General features: G+C 74.2%; 23 protein-coding genes and 1 pseudogene. 8 read left to right on the top strand and 16 right to left on the bottom strand.

Going from position 1 to position 20,613, the window contains the following annotated elements; all coding sequences use genetic code 11:
- Positions 1-262: 262 nt before the first annotated feature.
- From AC4H2H_RS01210 to AC4H2H_RS01245, 8 genes are all read right to left on the bottom strand, one after another.
- Positions 263-3,208: an FAD-binding and (Fe-S)-binding domain-containing protein gene (locus AC4H2H_RS01210; protein WP_494368989.1), complete on the bottom strand. Its 2,946-nt coding sequence runs from the start codon at positions 3,206-3,208 to the stop codon at positions 263-265.
- Positions 3,205-4,092, bottom strand: coding sequence for a MurR/RpiR family transcriptional regulator (locus AC4H2H_RS01215; protein ID WP_494368990.1), 888 nt, complete (start codon positions 4,090-4,092; stop codon positions 3,205-3,207). The genes AC4H2H_RS01210 and AC4H2H_RS01215 overlap by 4 nt, the downstream gene beginning before the upstream one ends.
- Positions 4,093-5,169 carry an N-acetylglucosamine kinase gene (locus tag AC4H2H_RS01220; protein WP_494368991.1) on the bottom strand — a complete coding sequence of 359 codons (1,077 nt, stop codon included), beginning with the start codon at positions 5,167-5,169 and terminating at the stop codon, positions 4,093-4,095.
- Between the two features lie 108 nt (positions 5,170-5,277).
- Positions 5,278-5,643: a nuclear transport factor 2 family protein gene (locus AC4H2H_RS01225; RefSeq protein WP_494368992.1), complete on the bottom strand. Its 366-nt coding sequence runs from the start codon at positions 5,641-5,643 to the stop codon at positions 5,278-5,280.
- Positions 5,644-5,734: 91 nt separating this feature from the next.
- Positions 5,735-6,118, bottom strand: coding sequence for a nuclear transport factor 2 family protein (locus tag AC4H2H_RS01230; RefSeq protein ID WP_494368993.1), 384 nt, complete (start codon positions 6,116-6,118; stop codon positions 5,735-5,737).
- Complete coding sequence (locus AC4H2H_RS01235) at positions 6,115-6,810, bottom strand: DNA alkylation repair protein (protein WP_494368994.1); 696 nt, start codon at positions 6,808-6,810, stop codon at positions 6,115-6,117. The genes AC4H2H_RS01230 and AC4H2H_RS01235 overlap by 4 nt, the downstream gene beginning before the upstream one ends.
- A gap of 41 nt (positions 6,811-6,851) precedes the next feature.
- The gene (locus AC4H2H_RS01240) at positions 6,852-7,637 is read right to left on the bottom strand and encodes a 3-hydroxyacyl-CoA dehydrogenase (protein ID WP_494368995.1); all 786 of its coding nucleotides are present in this window, start codon (positions 7,635-7,637) and stop codon (positions 6,852-6,854) included.
- Positions 7,638-7,767: 130 nt separating this feature from the next.
- Complete coding sequence (locus AC4H2H_RS01245) at positions 7,768-8,388, bottom strand: DUF6993 domain-containing protein (protein ID WP_494368996.1); 621 nt, start codon at positions 8,386-8,388, stop codon at positions 7,768-7,770.
- A 148-nt stretch (positions 8,389-8,536) separates the two neighbouring features.
- Between AC4H2H_RS01245 and AC4H2H_RS01250 the strand changes: the two genes are divergently transcribed.
- The gene (locus AC4H2H_RS01250) at positions 8,537-9,019 is read left to right on the top strand and encodes a glutathione peroxidase (protein ID WP_494368997.1); all 483 of its coding nucleotides are present in this window, start codon (positions 8,537-8,539) and stop codon (positions 9,017-9,019) included.
- A gap of 23 nt (positions 9,020-9,042) precedes the next feature.
- Here the strand turns inward: AC4H2H_RS01250 and AC4H2H_RS01255 are convergent, their stop codons facing one another.
- Together AC4H2H_RS01255 and AC4H2H_RS01260 are read right to left on the bottom strand one after the other, a co-directional pair.
- The gene (locus AC4H2H_RS01255; RefSeq protein WP_494368998.1) at positions 9,043-9,684 is read right to left on the bottom strand and encodes a nucleoside/nucleotide kinase family protein; all 642 of its coding nucleotides are present in this window, start codon (positions 9,682-9,684) and stop codon (positions 9,043-9,045) included.
- Positions 9,685-9,703: 19 nt separating this feature from the next.
- Entirely contained in the window at positions 9,704-10,312 is a 609-nt protein-coding gene (locus tag AC4H2H_RS01260) for a TetR/AcrR family transcriptional regulator (RefSeq protein ID WP_494368999.1), read from the bottom strand.
- Positions 10,313-10,426: 114 nt separating this feature from the next.
- Between AC4H2H_RS01260 and AC4H2H_RS01265 the strand changes: the two genes are divergently transcribed.
- Positions 10,427-11,284, top strand: a complete 858-nt coding sequence (locus AC4H2H_RS01265) for an SDR family oxidoreductase (RefSeq protein WP_494369000.1) — start codon at positions 10,427-10,429, stop codon at positions 11,282-11,284.
- 161 nt (positions 11,285-11,445) lie between these two features.
- The gene (locus AC4H2H_RS01270) at positions 11,446-12,636 is read left to right on the top strand and encodes an MFS transporter (protein ID WP_494369001.1); all 1,191 of its coding nucleotides are present in this window, start codon (positions 11,446-11,448) and stop codon (positions 12,634-12,636) included.
- Between the two features lie 6 nt (positions 12,637-12,642).
- Here AC4H2H_RS01270 and AC4H2H_RS01275 read toward each other — a convergent pair whose 3' ends face one another.
- Complete coding sequence (locus AC4H2H_RS01275) at positions 12,643-13,518, bottom strand: AraC family transcriptional regulator (RefSeq protein WP_494369002.1); 876 nt, start codon at positions 13,516-13,518, stop codon at positions 12,643-12,645.
- A 140-nt stretch (positions 13,519-13,658) separates the two neighbouring features.
- Between AC4H2H_RS01275 and AC4H2H_RS01280 the strand changes: the two genes are divergently transcribed.
- Positions 13,659-14,204, top strand: coding sequence for a carboxymuconolactone decarboxylase family protein (locus tag AC4H2H_RS01280; RefSeq protein ID WP_494369003.1), 546 nt, complete (start codon positions 13,659-13,661; stop codon positions 14,202-14,204).
- Positions 14,205-14,305: 101 nt separating this feature from the next.
- The gene (locus AC4H2H_RS01285) at positions 14,306-14,740 is read left to right on the top strand and encodes a VOC family protein (protein WP_494369004.1); all 435 of its coding nucleotides are present in this window, start codon (positions 14,306-14,308) and stop codon (positions 14,738-14,740) included.
- 19 nt (positions 14,741-14,759) lie between these two features.
- On the opposite strand, the gene AC4H2H_RS01290 is transcribed toward AC4H2H_RS01285, so the two are convergent.
- Complete coding sequence (locus AC4H2H_RS01290; protein ID WP_494369005.1) at positions 14,760-15,311, bottom strand: TetR/AcrR family transcriptional regulator; 552 nt, start codon at positions 15,309-15,311, stop codon at positions 14,760-14,762.
- Positions 15,312-15,371: 60 nt separating this feature from the next.
- On the opposite strand from AC4H2H_RS01290, the gene AC4H2H_RS01295 reads away from it, so the two are divergent.
- The 3 genes and pseudogenes from AC4H2H_RS01295 to AC4H2H_RS01305 all read left to right on the top strand — a co-directional run bounded on the left by AC4H2H_RS01295 (position 15,372) and on the right by AC4H2H_RS01305 (position 17,175).
- A complete protein-coding gene (locus AC4H2H_RS01295) occupies positions 15,372-16,280 on the top strand; it encodes an alpha/beta fold hydrolase (RefSeq protein ID WP_494369006.1) in 909 nt (302 codons plus the stop codon).
- Positions 16,281-16,295: 15 nt separating this feature from the next.
- Positions 16,296-16,442 (top strand): annotated as a pseudogene (locus AC4H2H_RS01300) (hypothetical protein); the annotation flags it as partial.
- A gap of 19 nt (positions 16,443-16,461) precedes the next feature.
- Positions 16,462-17,175, top strand: coding sequence for a DUF6357 family protein (locus AC4H2H_RS01305; protein WP_494369007.1), 714 nt, complete (start codon positions 16,462-16,464; stop codon positions 17,173-17,175).
- On the opposite strand, the gene AC4H2H_RS01310 is transcribed toward AC4H2H_RS01305, so the two are convergent.
- From AC4H2H_RS01310 to AC4H2H_RS01325, 4 genes are all read right to left on the bottom strand, one after another.
- On the bottom strand, positions 17,153-18,274 hold the full coding sequence (locus tag AC4H2H_RS01310; RefSeq protein WP_494369008.1) for an FtsX-like permease family protein: 1,122 nt from the start codon (positions 18,272-18,274) through the stop codon (positions 17,153-17,155). The two genes, AC4H2H_RS01305 and AC4H2H_RS01310, sit on opposite strands and share 23 nt — an antisense overlap.
- On the bottom strand, positions 18,271-18,912 hold the full coding sequence (locus AC4H2H_RS01315) for an ABC transporter ATP-binding protein (RefSeq protein WP_494369009.1): 642 nt from the start codon (positions 18,910-18,912) through the stop codon (positions 18,271-18,273). The genes AC4H2H_RS01310 and AC4H2H_RS01315 overlap by 4 nt, the downstream gene beginning before the upstream one ends.
- A 3-nt stretch (positions 18,913-18,915) precedes the next feature.
- A complete protein-coding gene (locus tag AC4H2H_RS01320) occupies positions 18,916-19,968 on the bottom strand; it encodes a peptidoglycan-binding protein (RefSeq protein WP_494369010.1) in 1,053 nt (350 codons plus the stop codon).
- Between the two features lie 113 nt (positions 19,969-20,081).
- Complete coding sequence (locus AC4H2H_RS01325; RefSeq protein ID WP_494369011.1) at positions 20,082-20,603, bottom strand: hypothetical protein; 522 nt, start codon at positions 20,601-20,603, stop codon at positions 20,082-20,084.
- Positions 20,604-20,613 lie beyond the last annotated feature (10 nt).

Here is a 20,613-nt window from a genome sequence, read left to right on the forward strand (position 1 = left end):
AGGCCAGAGCGCTGAGCGCCCTGCGGCTGGTCCTCCTCGTCTCGCCGTCGAGCGGGCTCCCTCGCACGTCGTCGTACGAGAGCGGCGACCGCGCGCAGCACAGCGCGCAGCACCGGTTCGAACCGGGCGGAGGATTCGACCTACCGCCCGGTCGTCATCCTACGAGCGTTCCGTCGGGTGTCAATCAAAAGTCGCGACTCTGTCGATAGACATGTTGGGCCGTCCGCCGAGGTAGAGCCCGGTACCGCGAGGTAGAACGGTTCTACCTCGCGGGAGGCGTGGTCGGGCGGGTCGCGGCCTCGAGGAGCTCGAGGACGTGGACGTAGTCCTCGCCCGTGGCGCGGGACATGCCCATCTCGCACGTGCGGTTGTTCGACACGTACGCGTCGAACGCGCCCGACGGCAGCTCGTGCGCACGGTCCTCGACCTCGCGCGCCTCGGCGCGCGTCGCGGCCTCGGTGAGCTCGGGGTGGAGCATCCCGCGGTCGCCCGCGAAGCCGCAGCAGCCCCACGCGGCCGGCACGGTCGCGCGGTCCGCGACCGACTCGGCCACCGCGCGCAGGTCGTCCACCGCGCCGAGGTGCACGGTCGCGCACGTGGGGTGCACGACGACGTCCCCGATCTTCTCGACATCGACCCCCCGCGCGGCGAGGGCGGGCAGCACGTCGGTGCGCACGAAGGTCACCGCGTCGACGATGCGCAGGCGCGCGAACCGCTCGCGCGCCTCGACGTCGCCGTCCTCGCCGGGCGCTCCGGGGCGCCCGAGGTGGCGGGCCGTCTCGACGAGGCCGTGGGTGCAGCTCGACGCGTCGCACACGATGGGCAGCTCACCCCCGCGCGTGGCGACCCACAGCGCGTCGACGACCTTGTGCGCCATGGCGGCTGCGCCGTCGGGCAGTCCCTTGGACGACCACGGCGTGCCGCAGCACAGCCCGCCGATGCCGTCCGGGACCGCGAGGCCCACGCCCGCGCGCTCGCACAACGCCCGGAACGCGGCCTCCGCACCGAGCCCGCCGTCGGCGGGCGCGAAGAGCTCGCCCATGCAGGACGCGAACAGCACGGCCCGCACCGACGTGCCAGGACCAGGTGACGCCCCGGGAGCACCTCGTCCTGACATGCCGCTCGGGTCGCGGCGCGCGCCCGGGCCGGGCAGGTCCGCGTCGACGCGCGGCACGACGTCGGTCCCGACCACCCCGCGCGCGACCTCCGACGCGACGTGCACGAGCGGCGTCGGGAGCGCCTGGACCACGCCGAGCGCGGCGCGCAGCCCCGAGACCACCGGCCCCCAGTGCTCGGCCGCGGCTGCTCCCCCGCGCTGCACGACCCGCGGCTGCGATCGCGCGCGGTGGCCCTTCATGACGACGCCCGTGTCGATGCCGACGGGGCACGCCTCGACGCACATCGAGTCGGCGGCGCAGGTCTCGACGCCCTGGTACGCGTACTGCCGCTCGAGCTCTCGCCGCTCCGCGGGCGGCGCGGCGGCCATCTCCTTGAGCAGCGCGATGCGCTGGCGCGGCGTCGTCGTGATCGTGCGCGACGGGCAGCCCGGCTCGCAGTACCCGCACTCGACGCAGCGGTCGACGAGCGGACCGTCGTCGCCGCCCGCCGACGTCTCGACCTTGAGGTTCCGCAGGTGCTCGTGGTCGTCGTCCGTGATCACGACCCCGGGGTTGAGCAGGCCGCGCGGGTCGAACAGGCGCTTGATCTCGCGCATGACGTCGTAGAGCTCGTCGCCGAACTGGCGCCGCACGAACGGCGCCATGATGCGGCCGGTGCCGTGCTCGGCCTTGAGCGTGCCGCCGTGCCCGAGCACGAGGTCGACGAGGTCGTCGCTGAACGCGGCGTACCGGTCGAGCTCGGCGCGGTCGCCGAGGCGCGGCGTGATCATGAAGTGCAGGTTGCCGTCCTTCGCGTGCCCGAACGTCACCGCGTCGCCGTAGCCGCGGCGCGCGAAGAGCGCGCCGAGGTCGCGCACGGTCGCGGTGAGGTCGGCGACGGGGACGGCGACGTCCTCGAGGAGCGCGGTGCTGCCCGCGGGGCGCGCGCCCGCGACGGCGGTGTACAGGCCCTTGCGCACGCGCCACAGGCGCTCGCGCGTGGCCGGGTCGGTCGTCACGGTCGCGGGCACGGCGAGCGACCCGGCGAGCGAGCCGACGACGTCGCGCGCCACCTCCTGGAACGGCGCGAGCGCGTCGGGCGAGTCCGCGCGGTACTCGACGAGCAGCGCGGTCTGGCTGCGGATGCCGTCACCGGTGGCCAACGACCGCATCGAGGGGTCGGCCGCCGGATCGGCCGCGGCGACGCGCAGGGATGCCGCGTCGAGCAGCTCGATCGCCTCCGCGCCGGACGCGACGAGCGGCACGAGCGCGTCCGTCGCCTGCTCGAGCGAGTCGAGGACCAGGAGCGTCGTCGCGGCGTGCGCGAGTAGCGGGACGGTCCGGAACGTCACGTCCGCGACCCAGCCGAGCGTGCCCTCGCTGCCGATGAGCAGGTGCTCGAGGATCTTCACGGGCTCGTCGTGGTCGAGCAGCGCGTTGACGGAGTAGCCCATCGTGTTCTTCATCGAGAACTGGCGCTCGATCTCCGCGCGCATCGTCGCGCTCCCCCGCACGCGGTCGCGGAGCGCCGCCAGGCCCCGGTGGAGCTCCGGCTCGGCGGCCCGCAGGCGCGCGTCGGCGTCGGGTGCGCCCGTGTCCACGACCGTCCCGCTCGGCAGCACGACCGTCATCGACTCGACCGTCCGGTACGCCGTGCGCGCGGTGCCCGACGACATGCCCGACGAGTTGTTCGCGACGACCCCGCCGATCGTGCACGCGATCTCGCTCGCCGGGTCCGGCCCGAGCCGACGGCCGTGCCGCAGCAGGTGCGCGTTGACGAGCCGCAGCGTGGCGCCGGGCTGGCACCGGACGCGCGCGCCGCCGTCGAGCACCTCGACGCGCGTGAAGCGCGTGCGCGTGTCGACCAGCACCCCGCCGCCCGACGCCTGCCCCGACAGGCTCGTCCCGCCCGAGCGGAACGTCACCGGCAGGCCGCGCCGGGTCGCCTCGCGCATCGCGGCGACGACGCCGTCCTGGTCGTGCGCGCGCACGACCGCGACGGGCCGAAGCAGGTAGTGCGACGCGTCGTGCGCCTGCGCGACCCTCGTGAGCAGGTCGGTGCGGAGCTCGAAGCCGGGTCCCGCTTCCGGGGCCGGTGGGCGCGACCTCACGGCCGGGCCTTGCGCTCGTACCCGAGGCGGTGGGGCTGCACCGCCTCGTACGTCGCGCGCAGGTTGGCGCTCGTGCGGTCGTAGAGCCGCTGCGCGACGCGCACGAAGAGGAAGTCCACGATCGCGAGCTGCGCGATGCGGCTCGAGAGCGCGCCGGACCGGAACTGCGTCTCGCGTGCCGTCGTCGTCAGCACGACGTCCGCGTGCGCGACGAGCGGCGACTCGGGAAAGTTGGTCACGGCGACGGTCGTCGCGCCACGCTCGTGGGCGATGCGCAGCGCGTCGTTCGTCTCGACCGTCAGGCCGCTGTGCGAGACGCCGACGGCGACCGCTCCCGGCCCGAGGAGCGCGGCCGACTGGAGCTGCACGTGCGGGTCGGGCGACGCGAAGCAGATCAGGCCGATGCGCTGGAGCTTCTGCGCGAGGTCCTGCGCCGTGAGCCCGCTGGACCCGACGCCGAACAGGTCGATGCGCAGCGCCTGGGCCACAGCCGCCGCGACCTGCTCCAGCGCGTCGAGGTCGAGCATGCGCGCCGTCTCCTCGATGGTGCGCGCCTCGTGGAACGCGATCTTGGTGACGACGTCCTGCAGGGTGTCCTCGGGGTCGATCTCGCCGTGCGCGACGTTCGCGCGCTCCTGCTCGACCGCCCGGCGGCTCGTCGCCTGCGCGAGGTCGATGCGGAAGTCCGGGTAACCGCCGTACCCGACCGCCCGGCAGAACCGGACGACCGTCGCCTGCGACGTCCCGACGAGGGCCGCGAGCTCGGTGATCGTCTTCCCGACGACGGCAGCCGGGTCGGCGAGCACGACCTCGGCGATGCGCGCCTCGGCCGGGCGCAGGTTCGGCAGGGACTGGCGGATGCGGACGAGACCGTCGGCGGCCATTCAGTCCTCCTCGGTGGTCGGGTCGGGTCGGCCGTGCGGGTCGATCGGGGCGTCCTGGTCGGCCGGTGGCCCGGCCTGCCGGTCGAGCGTGAGCCACGGCTCGTGCCCGACGACGGAGCCCGGGTCGGTCGCGAGGCGTCCGGCCAGGTGCAGCGCGCCGTCGAGCGGAGTGCCCGCCGCCTCGACGAGCTCGACCTCGGGGCGCAGGACGGACAGGCGCGCGCGGAAGGGGTCGGTGAGCAGCGGGCCGACCCCCAGCACTCCCCCGGTCGCCGCCGCGAGCGGCGGGACGCCGTCGACCAGCGCGGCGGCGAGCGTCGTCGCGAGGTGCGTGCCCGCGCCGGCGAGGATCTGCCGCGCGACCGGGTCGCCGTCGTGGGCCGCAGCCGCGACGTCGGGCGTGAAGGACGCGAGCACCTGGGCGCGGTCCGCGCGGGTGTACAGCTGGGCGGGCCATGTGGGGACCGGGCCGAACCGGGCCGTCGCGGCGGCGAGCAGCGCCGTCGACCCGCCGTTGTCGCGGCCGTCGTGCGCGGCGGCCGCCGCCCGGAGTCCTTGCGCCCCGATCCACGACCCGGACCCCAGGTCGCCGAGCAGGTGGCCCCAGCCGTCGACCCGGTGCCAGACCGACCGCAGGTCCGTGCCGAGCGCGATCGCGCCCGTACCGACGGCGACGACGGCCCCCGGCCGCCCACCCAGCGCGCCGAGATGCGCGGTGAGCGCGTCGGCCGCGACGGCGGTCCAGGCGGTGGGCACGACGGCTCGCAGCACGGTGTGGAGCTCGGCCGGGTCATGCACGAGGGAGGCGAGGCCGGTCGCGCCGAGGGCGGCGGCAGCGACGCCGCCGTCGATGACCCCCGGAGCCGCTGCGCGGAGGTGCGCCAGGAGCTCACGGACGACGTCGACGACGTCGCTCCCGCGCGCGGTGACCTGCACGGGCCGGCCGGTCAGCTCGACGTCCTGGCGGGACGCCGCGAGGACGGGTGCGCGTCCGGTCCGTCGCGCGACGAGGCGGCTGCCCGATCCGCCGACGTCGAGCGCGACCAGCCACTCGCCGTCCGGAACGCTGCTCAGCACACCTCATTGTGGCATAAAGTTTCACGAACAAGCGGATAGATGAAGATTGTCGCCACCGCCCGTGAGTCCACGCTCTCGCTCAGGGTAGCGCCGGCAGGCCCCGCTTCGTCAGTCCGGCACGGGTGTCTGCTGGTAAGAGGCCAACGCGACGACGTCGCCCCGGCGCACGTAGACGCTCGTCATGAGACCGGTGAACGGCGGCGCACCCTCGTCGCGCCAGCCCTGCCCGCGGTAGACGAGCACCGCGGCGTCGTCACCGAGCGGGACGAGCCGTTCGTCGTCGATCGCGTACCGGGCCCACGGCGGGGCGTCGCGCAGGGACGCGACGACCTCCTCCCGGTCCCGGACGCGTCCGTCCGCGAGCACCATCACCGCGTCGGGCGTCATGATGCGGCCGTAGAAGTCGGCGCCCGTGCCGTCGCACAGCGAGCGCCAGCCGTCGTGCTCCATCCTCAGCAGCTCGTCGAGAGTCATCCCGCACCTCCGGCTCCAGGCTCGCGCCCGCGCGCGACGCTCGCCACCCCGCGACCCGCCTGAGCCGCCTGCTCTGCCAGGCGCCCGGGCGTCACCCGGACGCGGGGACGATCGCGGTGTGGACGCAGCGCCACGACTCGCCGCGCCGCACGAACGTGTCGACCGACCACTCGTCGTCGCGGAACGATGTCCCGCGCCACGTGCCGGCGGAGACGCCGCGCGCGAGGGTGACCGCGACGTCGTCGTGCACGCTCACGGAGACGAGCTGCGACGACATCTCGGTGTGCAAGAGGTCCCCCGCCGCGACGACGGCGAGGAAGCCCTCGCGCTCCTGCGCGTTCCCGTCCGTGCCGACGAGCACCCACCCGGGCTCGACGAACGCGTCGATCGCGGCGGGGTCGTTCGCGACGAGCGCGTCGCCCCACGCGCGCAGGAGCGCGGCGAAGGCGGCAGGCGTGTCCGACGGTCGGCTCATCGCGCCAGCCACTCCTTGCGCTCGGCGGGCGACAGCTTCTCGACCGACGCGCGGAGCACGTCGCGCGGCATCGTCGCGGCGTGCTCCTCGAGGAACGCGCGCAGCCGCTCGGGCTCGACGTCGCCCGCGTGGCGGAGCATCCAGCCGACGCCCTTCTGCACGTAGGGCTCGCGGTCGTCGACGAGGACCTCGGCGAGCCGGAAGGTGTCGTCCACCTGGCCGCGCCGCAGGAACGCCGCGGTCGCGACGATCGCCGTGCGCCGGCGCGGCCAGTCGGGCGCGCGCGCGAGGTCGTCGAGCACGCCGCGCGGCCGGTCGAGCAGCCACGACCCCAGGACCTGGTACGCCGTGAGGTCGACGAGGTCCCACGTGTCGACGCGGTCGTGCCGTCGCAGCAGGAGGTCGACCAGCTCGGCGTGCCGCTCGACGGAGACCCTGCGGGCCGTCGCGGACTTGCCCATGATCGAGCACGCCCCGGCACGGACCTCGTGGACGCGGTCCTCGAGCAGGAGCTCGATCTCGGCGACCGGCAGGTCGAGCGCGCTCTTGGCGAGCGTGAACACGTCCCCCATCCGCACGCCGACGAACGAGTCGTCGCCGGGGAAGTAGCGGGTGTAGGACCGTCGCTGCCCGGACGTCGCGCGCGCGAGCAGCGCGGCGCGGAACTCGCTCGCCGACGTGAGCGGCGGCATCGCCGGCCTCCTCCCTGCGCCGGCCCCGGGCATGTCGGGCCTCACCGCGGCGCCATGCGGATGGCGCCGTCGAGACGGATCACCTCGCCGTTGAGCATCGGGTTCTCGACGATCGCGCGCACCAGGTGCGCGTACTCGTCCGGGAGCCCGAGCCGGCTCGGGTGCGGGATCTGCGCGGCCAGCGACTCCTGCGCCGCGTCGGGCAGCGACGCCATCATCGGGGTGCGGAAGATGCCCGGCGCGATCGTCATGACGCGGATGCGGTGCTGCGCGAGGTCGCGCGCGAGGGGCAGCGTCAGCCCCGCGACCCCCGCCTTGGACGCCGCGTACGCCGCCTGCCCCACCTGCCCGTCGTATGCCGCGACCGAGGCTGTCTGCACGACGACGCCGCGCTCCTCCCCGTCGGGGTCCGGCCCGTCCGGGCCGAGCGGCTCGAGGGCCAGCATCCGTTCCGCGGCAAGGCGGACGACGTTGAACGAGCCGACGAGGTTGACGTCGACGACGCGCCGGAAGGCGTCGAGCGGGTGCACCCCCGCCTTCCCCAGCACGCGTTGCGCGAGCACGATCCCCGCGCAGCCCACGACGACGCGCGCCCCACCGAGCTCGTCGGCCGCGTCGAGCGCCCGCGCGACGTCGTCCTCGTCCGTCACGTCGGTGGGGACGAACCGCGCGCTGCCGCCGAGCGCGTCGGCCACCGCCGCGCCGTCGGACGACGCGAGGTCCGCGAGGACCACGCGCGCCCCCGCCCCGACCAGACCCTCCGCCGTCGCGCGCCCGAGGCCCGAGGCCCCTCCCGTCACCAGGGCGACCGTGCCCTCGATCCGCATGTCTCACCCTCCGTCACCGGCGCGAGCACCGTCGCCCGCCCTGCTGACCGTACCCAGATCGACCCGCAGGTCGCGAGGTCGACCCACCGAAGGTCGATCTCGGACGCTCGGGTCGATCTCGCGGGGAGCCTCAGTGCGACGGCATCTCCAGGCACCCGCCGTCGGCGATCGGGCCGCCCGCCTCGAGCGTCACGGCGTCTGGCGCGACGGCGCCGTACACGCACCCGCCCGGGACCCAGACGCCCACGCCGACGACCGTCGCGACCTCGCCGCCCGCCGTCCTGTCCGCTACCTGCACGCTCTCGTCGAACCCCGCCGCGGCGAGCGCGGCCCAGACCTCGTCACCGTCGACGGGCGACCCGTCGGCGAGCGGGTCGAGCGCGGCCTGCACCGCGGGCAGGGAGAGCGCCGCCTCGGCGTGGCTCTCGGGCGTGCCCATCCGCTGCCGGTAGGCCTCGTTGGACGCGTCGAGGCCGGGATCGGGCCCGGTCTCCTGCTCGACGGCGGTCGTGTCCTCCGCGTACGTGGTCGCCGGCCCGCCGTGCGTCCCGTCGTGGTACGAGTCCGCCCACTGCTGCATCCCGAACGCGACGACGGCGTAGAACCCCACGACGCCGACGAACGCGAAGATCGACAGGCCCACGACGACTCCGATGACACCACGCGCCAGCCGCGAGGTGCCGTCCGTGTCGGCCGGGGTGCCGGCCGGCTCGTCCGGACCGTCGGGTCCGCCGACTCGTCGCGTCGTCATGCGGCGAGTCTCGTCCCGGGGGCGGCGGGCAGCGACCGCGGGCGCGGCACCGCTCCAGGATCTTCACATCTCGGACGTCGCAGGGTGCAGGATGGGAGGGCGACCCGGGCAACCGTCCGTCACGCGCGACCGTCAGGAGAGAGATCACATGAGCCTGTACGACATCCCGTTCGACGCGATGGACGGGACGACGCACACCCTGCGCGAGCACGCGGACGAGGTCGTGCTCGTCGTCAACGTCGCGTCGCGGTGCGGGCTCGCGCCGCAGTACGCGACGCTCGAGGCGATGCAGTCGACGTACCGCGACCGCGGGTTCACGGTGATCGGGTTCCCCAGCAACCAGTTCCTCCAGGAGCTGGGCACGAACGAGGCCGTACAAGAGTTCTGCTCGACGACGTACGGCGTGACGTTCCCCGTGGTCGACCGCGTGCGCGTCAACGGGCGGCACGCGCACCCGCTCTACACCGAGCTCAAGAAGGCGCCCGACGCCGAGGGCAAGGCCGGGCGCGTGACCTGGAACTTCGAGAAGTTCCTCGTCCTGCCAGGTGGCGACGTGCGCCGGTTCCGGCCGCGCACCCTTCCCGACGACCCGGCGATCGTCGACCTCGTGGAGCAGCACCTGCCGCGCTGAGCCCGCCCGGGCGCGCAGGCCGCTCAGCGCACGACGAGCGCGGGGTGCCGCGCGTCATCGACCCGCACGACGACGTCGGCCACCTCCGCGGGCCGGACCTCCCGGTCGTAGCGCGCGTAGGCGGCGAGCGTCCACGCCTCGTCCGCGTCCGTGCGGCGCGCGAGCGTCGCCGCGCGCAGCGCGAGGTGGACGGTGAGGTCCGTCGTGAGCCCGCGCCCGAGGGAGAGCGACCCGTCGAGCACGACGACGAGCCCCGGCTCGGCGTCGACGTACGCCGCGCGGGTGGAGCGGCTCGTCGCCGGGTCGCGCAGACTCGGCACGTAGCGGCCGGACCCACCGGTGCCGACGGCGTCGAGCACCTCACGATTGAGCCCTGCCACGTCGATCCACTCGTCGAGCAGGGCGTCCGGGTCCTCGCGACCGCGCTCGAGGCGCAGCGACGCGGGGCGCCAGAAGTCGCGCACCCGGATCCGCGCGACCGGTCGCCCGGCCGCGCGCAGCGGTGCGACGAGCGCGTCCGCGAGCGCCTCGGGATGCGTGGAGGGGTGGCCGTCGACGAGGAGCCGGACCGCGGCGTCGGGCTCGCGGCGGCCGCGGCCGTCGGTACCGGGGAGGGGGCGGAGCAGCAGGTCCACGACCCGGTCCACGAGGACGGCCTCGGTCACCGGTTCGACGCGCACCGCGTCAGGACGCCACACCGCGCCGCTGGGACATGCCCCGCAGCGCGGTGTCGACGAGCGCGTCGACGTACTCGTCGGTCAGGGGGCCGCTGCGCTGGAGCCACCGGTTGAGCAGGGGGCCCCAGATGACGTCGACCGCCACGTCGAGGTCGAGGTCTCGCGCCAGCTCGCCCGTCTCCTGCGCGCTGCGCAGGCGACGTCGCTTGGCCTCGCGGAGCGGGGCGTCGAGCCGCTCGTGGTACGCGGCGGCGAGTGCGTCGTCGTGCGCGACCTCGGTCGCCAGCGCGCGCATGGGCTCGGCGAGTTGGGGGTCGTTCAGCTCGGCGACGGTCGCCTTGAGGACCAGCGTGAGGTCGGCCCGCAGGTCGCCGGTGTCGGGGAGCTGGGGCGCCTCCCCTGCGCTCTCCTCGCTGAGGAGGAGGAAGGCGTCGAAGAGGACGGCGGCCTTCGAGGGCCACCACCGGTAGATCGTCTGCTTCCCGACGCCGGCGCGCGTGGCGATGCCCTCGATGCTCAGCCGGGCGTAGGGGACGTCCTGGAGGAGGTCGAGCGTGGCCGTGAGGACGGCGCGGCGCGAGCTCTCGTTGCGTCGTGCGGGATCGGGGTTCGGCATGCGACCAGGGTAGCCGAAGCGAGACGAGACGTTGCGTATTGCCAAACGCCAGAGCGTGGTCTACGGTGTGGAGCACAACGAGACGCAACGTCTCGTCTTACGAAGGAGGATCACTTGTTCCCGTCTTCCCCCGCCCCCCGCACGTGGTTCATCACCGGCGCCAGCCGCGGCATCGGCCGGGCGCTCGCGGTCGCCGCGCTCGAGCGCGGCGACCGGGTGGTCGCCGCGGCACGCACCGCGACCGCCGACGCGTTCGACGAGCGGCACCGCGACCGCGTCCTCGCGCTCAGCGTGGACGTCACCGACAAGAGCGCGGTCGACGCCGCGGTGACCACCGCCGTCGCACACTTCGGCCTGCTCGACGTCGTCGTGAACAACGCCGGAACCATGTCCATGGGCATGGTCGAGGAGTTCACCGAGGCGCAGGCCCGCGCCCAGCTCGAGGTCAACTTCTTCGGTGCCCTCTGGATCAGCCAGGCGGTGCTGCCGCACCTGCGCGAGCAGGGGTCCGGCCACCTCCTGCAGGTCTCGAGCATCGCCGGCCTCGGCGGCTTCCCCAGCACGGGCCTGTACAGCGCGAGCAAGTTCGCGCTCGAGGGCATGAGCGAGGCCCTCGCCATGGAGGCGGCGCCCTACGGCGTGAAGGTCACCATCGTGCAGCCGGGTGGCTACTGGACCGACCTCTACACGAGCATGACCTCCACGACGCCGCTCGAGGCCTATGCCCCGCTGCGCGCCGAGCTCGAGAGCCAGTGGGCCGAGGGCTCGGTGGACAGCGACCCACGGCTCGCGGCCGAGGCGATGCTCGCGGTGGTCGACAGCGACGACCCGCCCCTGCGCCTCGCCCTCGGGAGCATGACCTACGACCTCGCGCACCACGTCTCGCAGCAGCGGCTCGAGACCTGGGCCGCGTGGGAGCACGTGAGCCGCGCCGCCGAGCACGCAGTGCCGCAGACCGAGGTCGCCGGATGACGTCGCCGAGCCGCACGGCGGCGCCGGTCGAGCCCGCCCAAGCGGCACACCGTTCCGGCAAAGGACGGGACGCACCCGCTGTGCGCTCCTAGGGTGAGGGCCATGCCACCCACCGTTCCCGACGTGACCCAGCTCAGCGTGTGCACGGGCGGGTGGGACGCGTGACGGCCGCGTTCCGTCCCGGGACGGTCCGTGAGGCGACCGGCGGCATCGTCGCGCTGGGCCTCGCGACGTTCGTCGCCATCACGACCGAGCTCGTGCCCGTCGGGCTGCTCCCCCTCATCAGCGCGGACCTGGACGTCACCGAGTCCGTCGCGGGCCTGCTCGTGACGGCGTACGCGGCCATGGTCGCCGTGCTGGCCGTGCCCCTCACGCTCGGGACGCGCCGGTTCCCGCGCAAGAGCCTGCTGCTGACGACGCTCGCGCTGTACACCCTGAGCAACGTGCTCGTGGCGGTCGCGCCGACGTTCGCCGTCGTGGCGGCCGCCCGCGCGCTCGGCGGCATGTCGCACGCGGTGTTCTTCTCGGTGAGCATCGGCTACGCGTCCCGGCTCGTGCTGCCGCACCTCACGGGGCGCGCGCTCTCGCTCGTCACGGCGGGGGCTGCGGTGGGGTTCGTGCTCGGGGTGCCGCTGACGACGGCGCTCGGGACGGCGGTCGGCTGGCGCGCCTCGTTCGCGGTCCTCGCCGGTGCGTGCGCGGTGACCGCCGTCCTCATCGCGCTCCTCCTGCCTGCCGTGCCGGGCGGCGGGAGCCCGCCGTCGGACGCCGCGCGCTCCACCCGGCGGACCGCGCTCGCCGTCGTCACGACGACCAACGCCCTGGCCTACCTCGGTCAGTACACGGTCTACACCTACGTGTCGCTGCTGCTCCTCGGCGCGGGCCTGCAGGAGTCGGCGCTCGGCCCCGCGCTCCTGGTGCTCGGGGCACTCGGGCTCGTCGGCACCGCGTTCGCCGCGGCTCGTCTCGACCACCGGCCGCGCCGCACGACGATCGTCGCCGTCGTGGCGATCGCGGGCGGCATGCTCGCCGTCGGACTCGCGTTCCCCGCGACGGTCGGGGTGCTCGTCGCGATCGGGGTGTGGAGCGCGGGGTTCGGCGCGATCGCACCGGTCTTCCAGTCAGCCGCGATCCGCACGCACGGCGCGTCGCCCGACGTCACGGGAGCGCTCGTCAACACGACGTCGAACATCGGCATCGGGGGCGGCGCCGCGCTCGGCGCGCTCGTCCTGGCCGGGTCCGGGCTCGACGCCGTCCCGTTCGTCGGGGCCGGCATCGCCGCCCTCGCGCTCGTCGTGGTGCTCGTCGCACGGCGCGCGTTCCCCGCGGCGCCGGCGGTGGACCACCGGTAGCCCCCGTCAGCGGGCGGCACTCTCCGCCGGGGCGGCGTCGGCGGCGAGCCAGGCGCGCGGCGAGCGTCCGACCCGGTGGCTGAACGCCCGGGAGAAGGCAGCGGGAGTCGCGTACCCGAGCTCGTTCGCGGTCCGGCTCACGGACGCACCGGCGCGGAGCCTGTCCTGGGCGACCGTCAGCCGCCAGTGCGTCACGTACTCCGCGGGCGGCTGCCCGACGACGTCCTTGAACCGCGCGGCGAACGCGCTGCGGGACAGGTGCGCCTCGCGCGCAAGGGACTCGAGCGTCCAGGGCCGGCCGGGGGACTCGTGGACGGCGACGAGCGCGGGGGCGAGGCGCTCGTCCGCCAGGCCGGGCAGGAGCCCGGCCGGCAGCGCGAGCTCGTCGGCGTGGTCGAGGATCCATCGGAAGAGCTGGACGAGGACCACCTCGAACAGCCTGTCGGCGACCACGCGGCGCCCGCACCGGACGTCGTCGATCTCCCCGAACAGCAGGTCGAGCGCCGGTTCGAGGCCGCTGACCTCGTCGAGCGGCAGCACGAGCAGGGGCGGGAGCGTCCGGACGAGGGGGTGCGTCGAGCCGCTCTCGACGTCGAGGGTCGCGCACGCGAAGTCGGAGTCCTCGGTGGGCGCGTTGTGGAACGCATGCTCCAGCGGGCGCGGGTAGAAGAGCAGGCTCGGGCGGTCGACGGTCCGACGCTCGGTCCGCCCGCCGGCGCCGACGTGCGTGACGTCCATCTCGCCACGGCGCAGCACGTGCAGGAACCCGCGCCCCGGCCGCGCGTCGAAGGTCGTGGTCCCGCACAGCGGCCCCGTGTGGAAGAGGTGCGTCCGGACGCGGAAGCGCTCGAGGAGGTGGGAGAGGCGGTCGACGGAGGCCATCGGCCCAGCATGCCAGACGATCAGGTAAGTCTGGTGGACGATTCGTATCCCGTCGTCCTGTCGACCCGCGCATGCTGGACGACGTCGGCCCCTCACCGCGACGGCCGCACGTCCCGCACCCGACACCGGAGGAACTTCCCATGTCCCGCGTCCCCCTCGTCAGCCCCGAGTCCACCGACGGCCCCGTGGCCGACCAGCTCGACCAGATCCACTCCGCGTTCGGCGGCGTCCCGGCGATGTTCCGGGCGGTCGCGAACTCCCCGGCCGCGCTGCAGAGCCTGTGGGGCTCGTTCGGTGCCCTCGGCACGGGCACGCTCGGTCCCGAGATCAGCGAGCAGATCGCCGTGGCCGTCGCGAACCGGAACGGGTGCGAGTACTGCCTCGCCGCGCACACGGCGCTCGGCCGCAAGGCGGGCCTCTCGCCCGACGAGCTCACCGCCGCGCAGGACGGCGCCTCGCACGACCCGCGGGTCGCCGCGCTCCTGCGCTTCGCCCTGACCCTCGTCGACGAGCGCGGCCACGTCACCGCCCAGGACGTCCAGGTCGTCCGCGACGCGGGGTGGACCGACGGGCAGGTCGTCGAGGTCGTCGCGCACGTCGCGCTGAACATCTTCACCAACTACGTCAACGTGGCACTCGACGTGCCCGTCGACTTCCCGGCCGTCGGGCTGCGCCGCGCCGCCTGACCGCCGTCGTGCGCGGCACCCGGGAGACGCCCGGGTGCCGCGCGCAACGGCGCGCGAGGCGCCGCCCGCGGGTCGCTGGCCAGCGGCCTTAGGGTGGCGCCATGACATCGGTGCGGCAGGTCCAGGTCACCTTCGACTGCGCGCAGCCGGAGCGTGTCGCACGGTTCTGGTGCGACGTGCTCGGCTACGTCCCCACGCCACCGCCGGAGGGCTTCGCGACGTGGGACGAGGCGAACGCCGCGCTGCCGCCCGAGGAGCGCGATACGTGGTTCGCGTGCAGCGACCCCACCGGCGTCGGCCCGCGCCTGTACTTCCAGCGCGTCCCCGAGGGCAAGGTCGTCAAGAACCGGGTCCACCTCGACGTGCGTGCTGGGACCGGGCTCGTCGGCGCCGAGCGACTCGCGACGCTCCAGGCCGAGCGTGACCGGCTCGTCGCGCTCGGCGCGACCTGCGTCCGGGCGATGGTGGCCGACGAGGAGAACGAGTCGTGCATCGTCATGCAGGACGTCGAGGGCAACGAGTTCTGCCTGGACTGATCGGCGGACCGACCGTGGGTCACGACACCGCGAGGGCGCGCACGGCGCGCTCGATGGCGGGACGCAGGTCGAGCTCGGGGTCGACGGTGAGCCGGTGCAGCAGCATCCCGTCGAGCAGCGCCATGAGCGCCCGGGTCGCCGGCACGGGGTCGGCGACGCCGAGGTCGACGACGAGCTGCTCCGTCCACCGCTCGAACTCGTGGCGCTGCCGCCGCAAGGGCTCGCCGAGCTCGGGGTCGCCCGCGAGCTCGAGGAAGAGCGCGTAACGCGCGCGGGTGCGTGTGGCGAACGGTCCGGTCTGGAGCTCGGCCATGGCGCACAGGCCCCCGATCAGTCCGTCGATCCCCGTGATCGCCGGCATCGCGGCCGGGTCGAAGTCCGTCCGCTCCTGCTCCGCGACCCAGTCGACCACTCCCGCGAGCAGAGCCCGCCGGGTGCGGAACCAGTTCGAGGTCGATCCGGGCGGGAGGCCGGCACGGGCATCGACCCGCGCATGGCTCATCGCCCGCACGCCGTCCCTGCCGAGCAGCTCCACGGCCGCTGCCAGCGCGCGGTCCCGCGTGGTGGCCATGGACGCCCCTTCCGACGAGGTCTACTATGAAAATAGTAGTCACTGGACGGAGGGGTCGTCATGACCACGCCCGAGCCTCGCACCACCGGTCCCCGCGACGCCGCGGACTGGTCGCCGCCGCTGCCCGAGGCCCCCGGCTTCGACCATCTCGTCGTCGCGACGCCCGGCCTGCGCAGCCACGTGGCCGTCGTCGGCGAGGGCGACCCGGTGCTGCTGCTGCACGGGTGCCCCCAGCACTGGTGGCAGTGGCACGCCGTCGCCCCGGCGATCGCGGCGCACGGCTACCGCGTCTACTGCCCCGACCTGCGCGGGGCCGGCTGGACCGTGGCCGACGACCCGCACGTCGCGCGCGAGACACGGCTCCACGACGTGCTCGCGCTCCTCGACGCCCTGGACGTCGATCGCGTCCACCTCGTCTCCCACGACATGGGCGCCATCACCGCGATGCAGCTGACCTACGACCACCCCGAACGGGTGCGGTGGGCGGTGCAGCTCGCCGTCTGGCCGGCCTTCCTGCGGTTCAGCCCGAAGCTCGTCCCGGCGTTCCAGCACCTGCCCAAGTACGTCTGGCACCGCCCGGGCGCCTCGCTGCGCGGGGACTTCTCCGAGCGGTACGTCGCCCGCCCGATGTCGGAGGCGACGATCGCGGCCCACCTCGCACCGTTGCAGCGGCCGGAGGTCGACGCCGCGATTCGTCCGCTCGCTCGCCGCATGGTCCTGCCCGAGGCGCTGCGCCTCGTCCGCGGCGACTACCGCCGTCGGCGGCTCACCGTGCCGACGCTCGTCGTGTTCGGCCGCCGCGACCACCCGACCACCGAGGACCTCCTGCGGCACATCTGCCGCGACCACGAGCGGTACGCCGACCGCTTCGAGCTCGCGTTCGTCGACGACGCCGCCCACTTCATCACCGACGACGCCCCGACCGCGGTCGCCGACCTCGCGCTCGACTGGTTCGCACGAGCGGCGTGACGGCGGATACCTAGGATGTCGCCGGCTGACCTGCCTCGTCGCGGCCTGTCCCGCGGCGTCCGGCGCTCGGGCACCGACGACGCACTGGTCGCCCGGACCCCTGGCGGAAGGTGGACGCGTGACGCGCTCCACCTCTCGCCGCTCGACGTCGCCATCCTGTACTACACGGGCCAGTACATCCATGGATCGACGATCCCGCGGCGCAAGCCCGACAGCCGTCGACCCCGCGCTGCTGCCCGAGGTGCTGCGCGTGATCGCCGTCGCGGAGCAGGCCCGCGCGGGGACGCGAATCGGCCTCGATCCGCGCCGGGGACGTCGCCCGACGGAGAAGCGAGCCTGGGACCGGATGAAGACGGCGGTCGACGACGCCGTGCGTCGCGCCTGCCCCGACCTCGCCGACGACGCGGTGCGGACGGTGAGCTTCCTGATGTGCTCGGAGGCCGCGGCCCGCTCCAAGAACGCCCCCTGGGAGGACGACGAGGAGCCGGGCGGCGACGTCGACATGCCCGCGAGGAAGGCGGCACTGACCTTCACCGACGACAAGGACGGCGAGAAGAGGTGGACCCAGGACGGTCCGCGGAGCGCCGGCGCGGCCCCGTGCGACTCCTGCTGCGGCCGCGAGCCAGGCGCGCTGTGTCGCGGGGCGGCGCGGGTGGTCGTCGCGACCACGATCTGGTCGGCGTGTCGTCCATCTGAAGCCAGAGTCCAAAAGAGGGTTCTGCGACGTACGACAAACGGTCGTTCTGCTGCGGTGTGGGGGAGGCGACTGGGTGGTCGATGGGGCGAGTGTGCGGTTCGCTTGAGCGCCCGTGGCTTTCGGCTTCGTGGTGCACCGATGCTGGCTCGCTCACGCGTCCTGCCGTCGTGGTCGGTCAGGGGACGCGGAGCTCGGTGAGGGGGTCGCGTCGTGCGGCGACGAGTGCGGGCAGGAGGGCTGCGAGGGTCCCGACGCCGAGGGTAAGGACCGCGACGGCTCCGAAGAAGTCGGTTCCCGGCAGCGGTTGACCGCTGATGACGAGGGCGGTGAGAGCGACGAGGCTGCCGGTGGCGGCACCGAGGGTGGCGAGGACGGCGCTCTGGGTGAGGACGAGCGCGACGACGAGGGTCTGGCTGGCGCCGAGCGCGCGGCGTCGGCCGTAGTCCTTGCGGCGCAGGAGGACGACTCCAGTCTGGACGGCGGCGATGAGCAGCAGTGCGAGGCCGAGCACGCCGACGACGAGGGTGCGGGAGTAGGCGCGCAGCTGGCCGGCTACGACGTCGCGCAGCAGGACGAGGTCGTCGCTCGTGGTGATGGTGACCGTCGTGGGGTCGGCGACGGCGAGCAGTGAGACGAGCGTGTCGCGCACGGGGTCGACGAGCTGGGGTGTGCTCGTCAGGACGACGAGGATGCTGACGGGCTCAGGTTCGGCGGGGACGCCGGCGGCGACGAGGGCGAGCGGTTCCAGCGGGTCGAGCTCGTCGGGAACGTAGAGCGTGCCTGCTACAGCGCGCTGCGTCCCGGCCGGGTCGGTGACGCCACCAGTGGTCATCGCGAGGTCGTCGAGCGCGGTGGCAGATGCGTGGACGGTGCCGTCGACGGGATCGTCGTCACCGATCCCCAGGTGGGCGGCGTCGTACGTCCACAGGTGACGTAGCGGGACGGGGGTGCCGCCGGGGACGGCGGTGTTGCGCACGTCGGTGGCGGCACTGAAGGCACCGGCCCAGGCGACGGCGTCGATGCGTTCGAGCTCGTCGAGGATGCGGGTGTCGATGCCCGCGTCGGGTTGGGCGCGCACGACGAGCGAGCGGGTGCTGGCGTCGTCGATGCTGGCCAGGACCTGGTCCTCGGTGCCGACGGCGCGTCCGGTGGTGAGCAGGACGGTCGCGCACAGGGCGGCGACGACGAGGACGACTGCGGCCGAGCCGACGGGCTGGCTGCGGGCGGAGGCGATCGCCTCGCGCACGACTTCGGCGGCGTAGCGCGCGCCGCGCAGCGTGCCGTTGGGCGGGCTCACAGGCGCACCTCGCGGGTGCAGCGGGCGACGAGCGCGGGGTCATGGGTCACGACGACGACGCTCGCGCCATGCTGGGCAGCGCGGTGGAACGTGTCCACGACGACGCCTGCCGATGCAGGGTCGAGGTTTCCGGTGGGTTCGTCGGCGAGCACGACGGCGGGCTCGTGCAGGAGCGCGCGGCACAGGGCGACGCGTTGGGCCTGACCGCCGGAGATCTCTCCGGGGCGGTGGGTCGCGCGCACGGCGACGCCGAGCTCATCCATGAGCTCGTGCGCGCGTCGGCGCGCCTCGCGGGGGGAGCGGTGGCGGTGCAGGGCCGGGCCGGTGATGTTGTCGAGCACGGTGCGGGTCGGGTCGAGGGCGGCGTCCTGGAAGACGAACCCGAAGCGCTCGGCGCGCAGGCGCGCGCGGCGGGCGTCGCTTCCGTCGGCCACGCTCACGCCGTCGAGCAGGACGCGCCCTTCCTGCGGGTGGACCATGAGGCCGAGCAGGTAGAGGAGGGTGGACTTGCCGCGTCCGCTCGGGCCGGTGATCGCGACGACCTCGCCGGCCTCGAAGCGAGCGTCCCATTCGCGGAAGAGCGGTTCGTGGCGGTGGTAGCCGAACGTGAGCCCGTCCGCGCGCAGTCGTGCGTCCACCGTTCAGCCGCCCTGAGGGGCAGGGGCGTCGCCGGCCGGTACGCGCACCCGGTCCCCGTCCGCGACTCCTTCGACGACGGCGGTCCCGCCTACCGAGGCGACGATCGTCACCGGGCGCTCGGCACCGTCCGGGTCGACGACGACCACCCTGCCGTCCGGGGTGCTGCGCAGCGCCGCGACCGGCACGGTGAGGCCGGAGACCACGGGGTCGGTCACCACGGCGGAGTCGAGCAGCGTCCGCCCGGTGACCGGCAGCTGCGTGCACGAGCCGCCGCAGACCGATCCACCCGCCGGGCCATGCAGGTCGATCAGGACTGCGCCGTCCTCACCCGGCCGCGACGCGGCGGTGAGGGCTTCCCACGACTCGCCGCCGGGCGAGGTGACGCGCACGGCCGTCCCGGACGGGATCCGGTCGGCCTGCTCCTGGGTCACCTCGAGCTGCAGCGACGGCTCGTCCGGCAGCGCCAGCACGACGGTCTCGCCCCCGCCGAGCGTCGCGCCACGGGTGACGATCTCGGTGTCGAGCACGATCCGGGCGGGCAGCTGCTCGACGTAGACGACGTCGCCCGCGCGGACCACACCGTCGACGCCGATACCGAGGTCGCGCTGCCACGCGCGCACCGCAGCGGTCGTTCCCGCGCCGAAGCGCCCGTCCGGCTCCCCGGAGAAGTACCCCGACCCGGCGAGCAGGGCCTGGAGCTGGCGCACGTCCTCACCGCGGGCGTCCGGTCCCAGATCCCGGAACGCGGGCACCGCGCCCGCCCCGACGACGACCGGCCGCTGGTCGACCCGGTACAACACCGCACCTGCCGCGACCGGCGCGCCGTCGAGCGCCGCGACCTCGGTCACCACGCCCGACGCGCGGTTGACCGCTGCCGGCGTCCGCGGCCACTGCGCCGTCACAGAAAGGTTCAGCTCGGCACCGACCTCACCTGGCACCACCTCGGCCGTCGTGAAGCCGGGCGTCGGGGGAAGCTCGGGCGCCGGACGGAACACGACCGCCCCCGCCCACCCCAGCCCCACGCCCGCGACCAGCGCCGCGGCAGCCCAGGCCACGACACCTGCGCGTCGACGCCGTCGGTCAGCCGGCTCCTCGCCTGGCCAGACGTCACCCACCGACCCGACCTCCGGGTGCGCGCCGGGTCCCGTGCGAGGCTCGCCGGTGGTCCTCACCAGCCCTCCGGAAGCTGGGGGCACTCCGCCTCGTACTGCTCCCACGTCTCCTGATCGACGTCACCGACCGAGGCCCATGCCGACCACGCGCCACCGGAGTTGTACGTGTCCTTGAACACCTGCTCCGACGGGGCCGCGGCGACGTCGACACCGAACTCACGCAAGCACTCCGCAGTGTCGAGCTCGTGCGCGTACAACTCGGCGAGCTGCGCGTCGTCCAACGGTGGGGGTGGAACGTCCATCCCGGCCGCAGCCATGCACTCGTCGTGGTCCGCCTTGTTCTGCGCCCGCTGCGACTCAGGCACGTCTTCAACAAGCATCGACCCGTCGGACTCGTCGTAGGAGGCAGTCCAGCCCCGTTCCTGCATGCAGGTCACCACGGTCTGCATCGACCGCTCTCCATTACCGCTCGTCCCCGCCGAGGAGTCGGGCGAGTCGGCGCCCCCGCCGCACCCGGCCAGGGCCAGCACGACCACCACCACCCCGACTACCGGGAACGACGAGGGCACCGTCCGCATCGCGCTGCGC

Source organism: Cellulosimicrobium sp. BMG9.22, assembly GCF_059159975.1.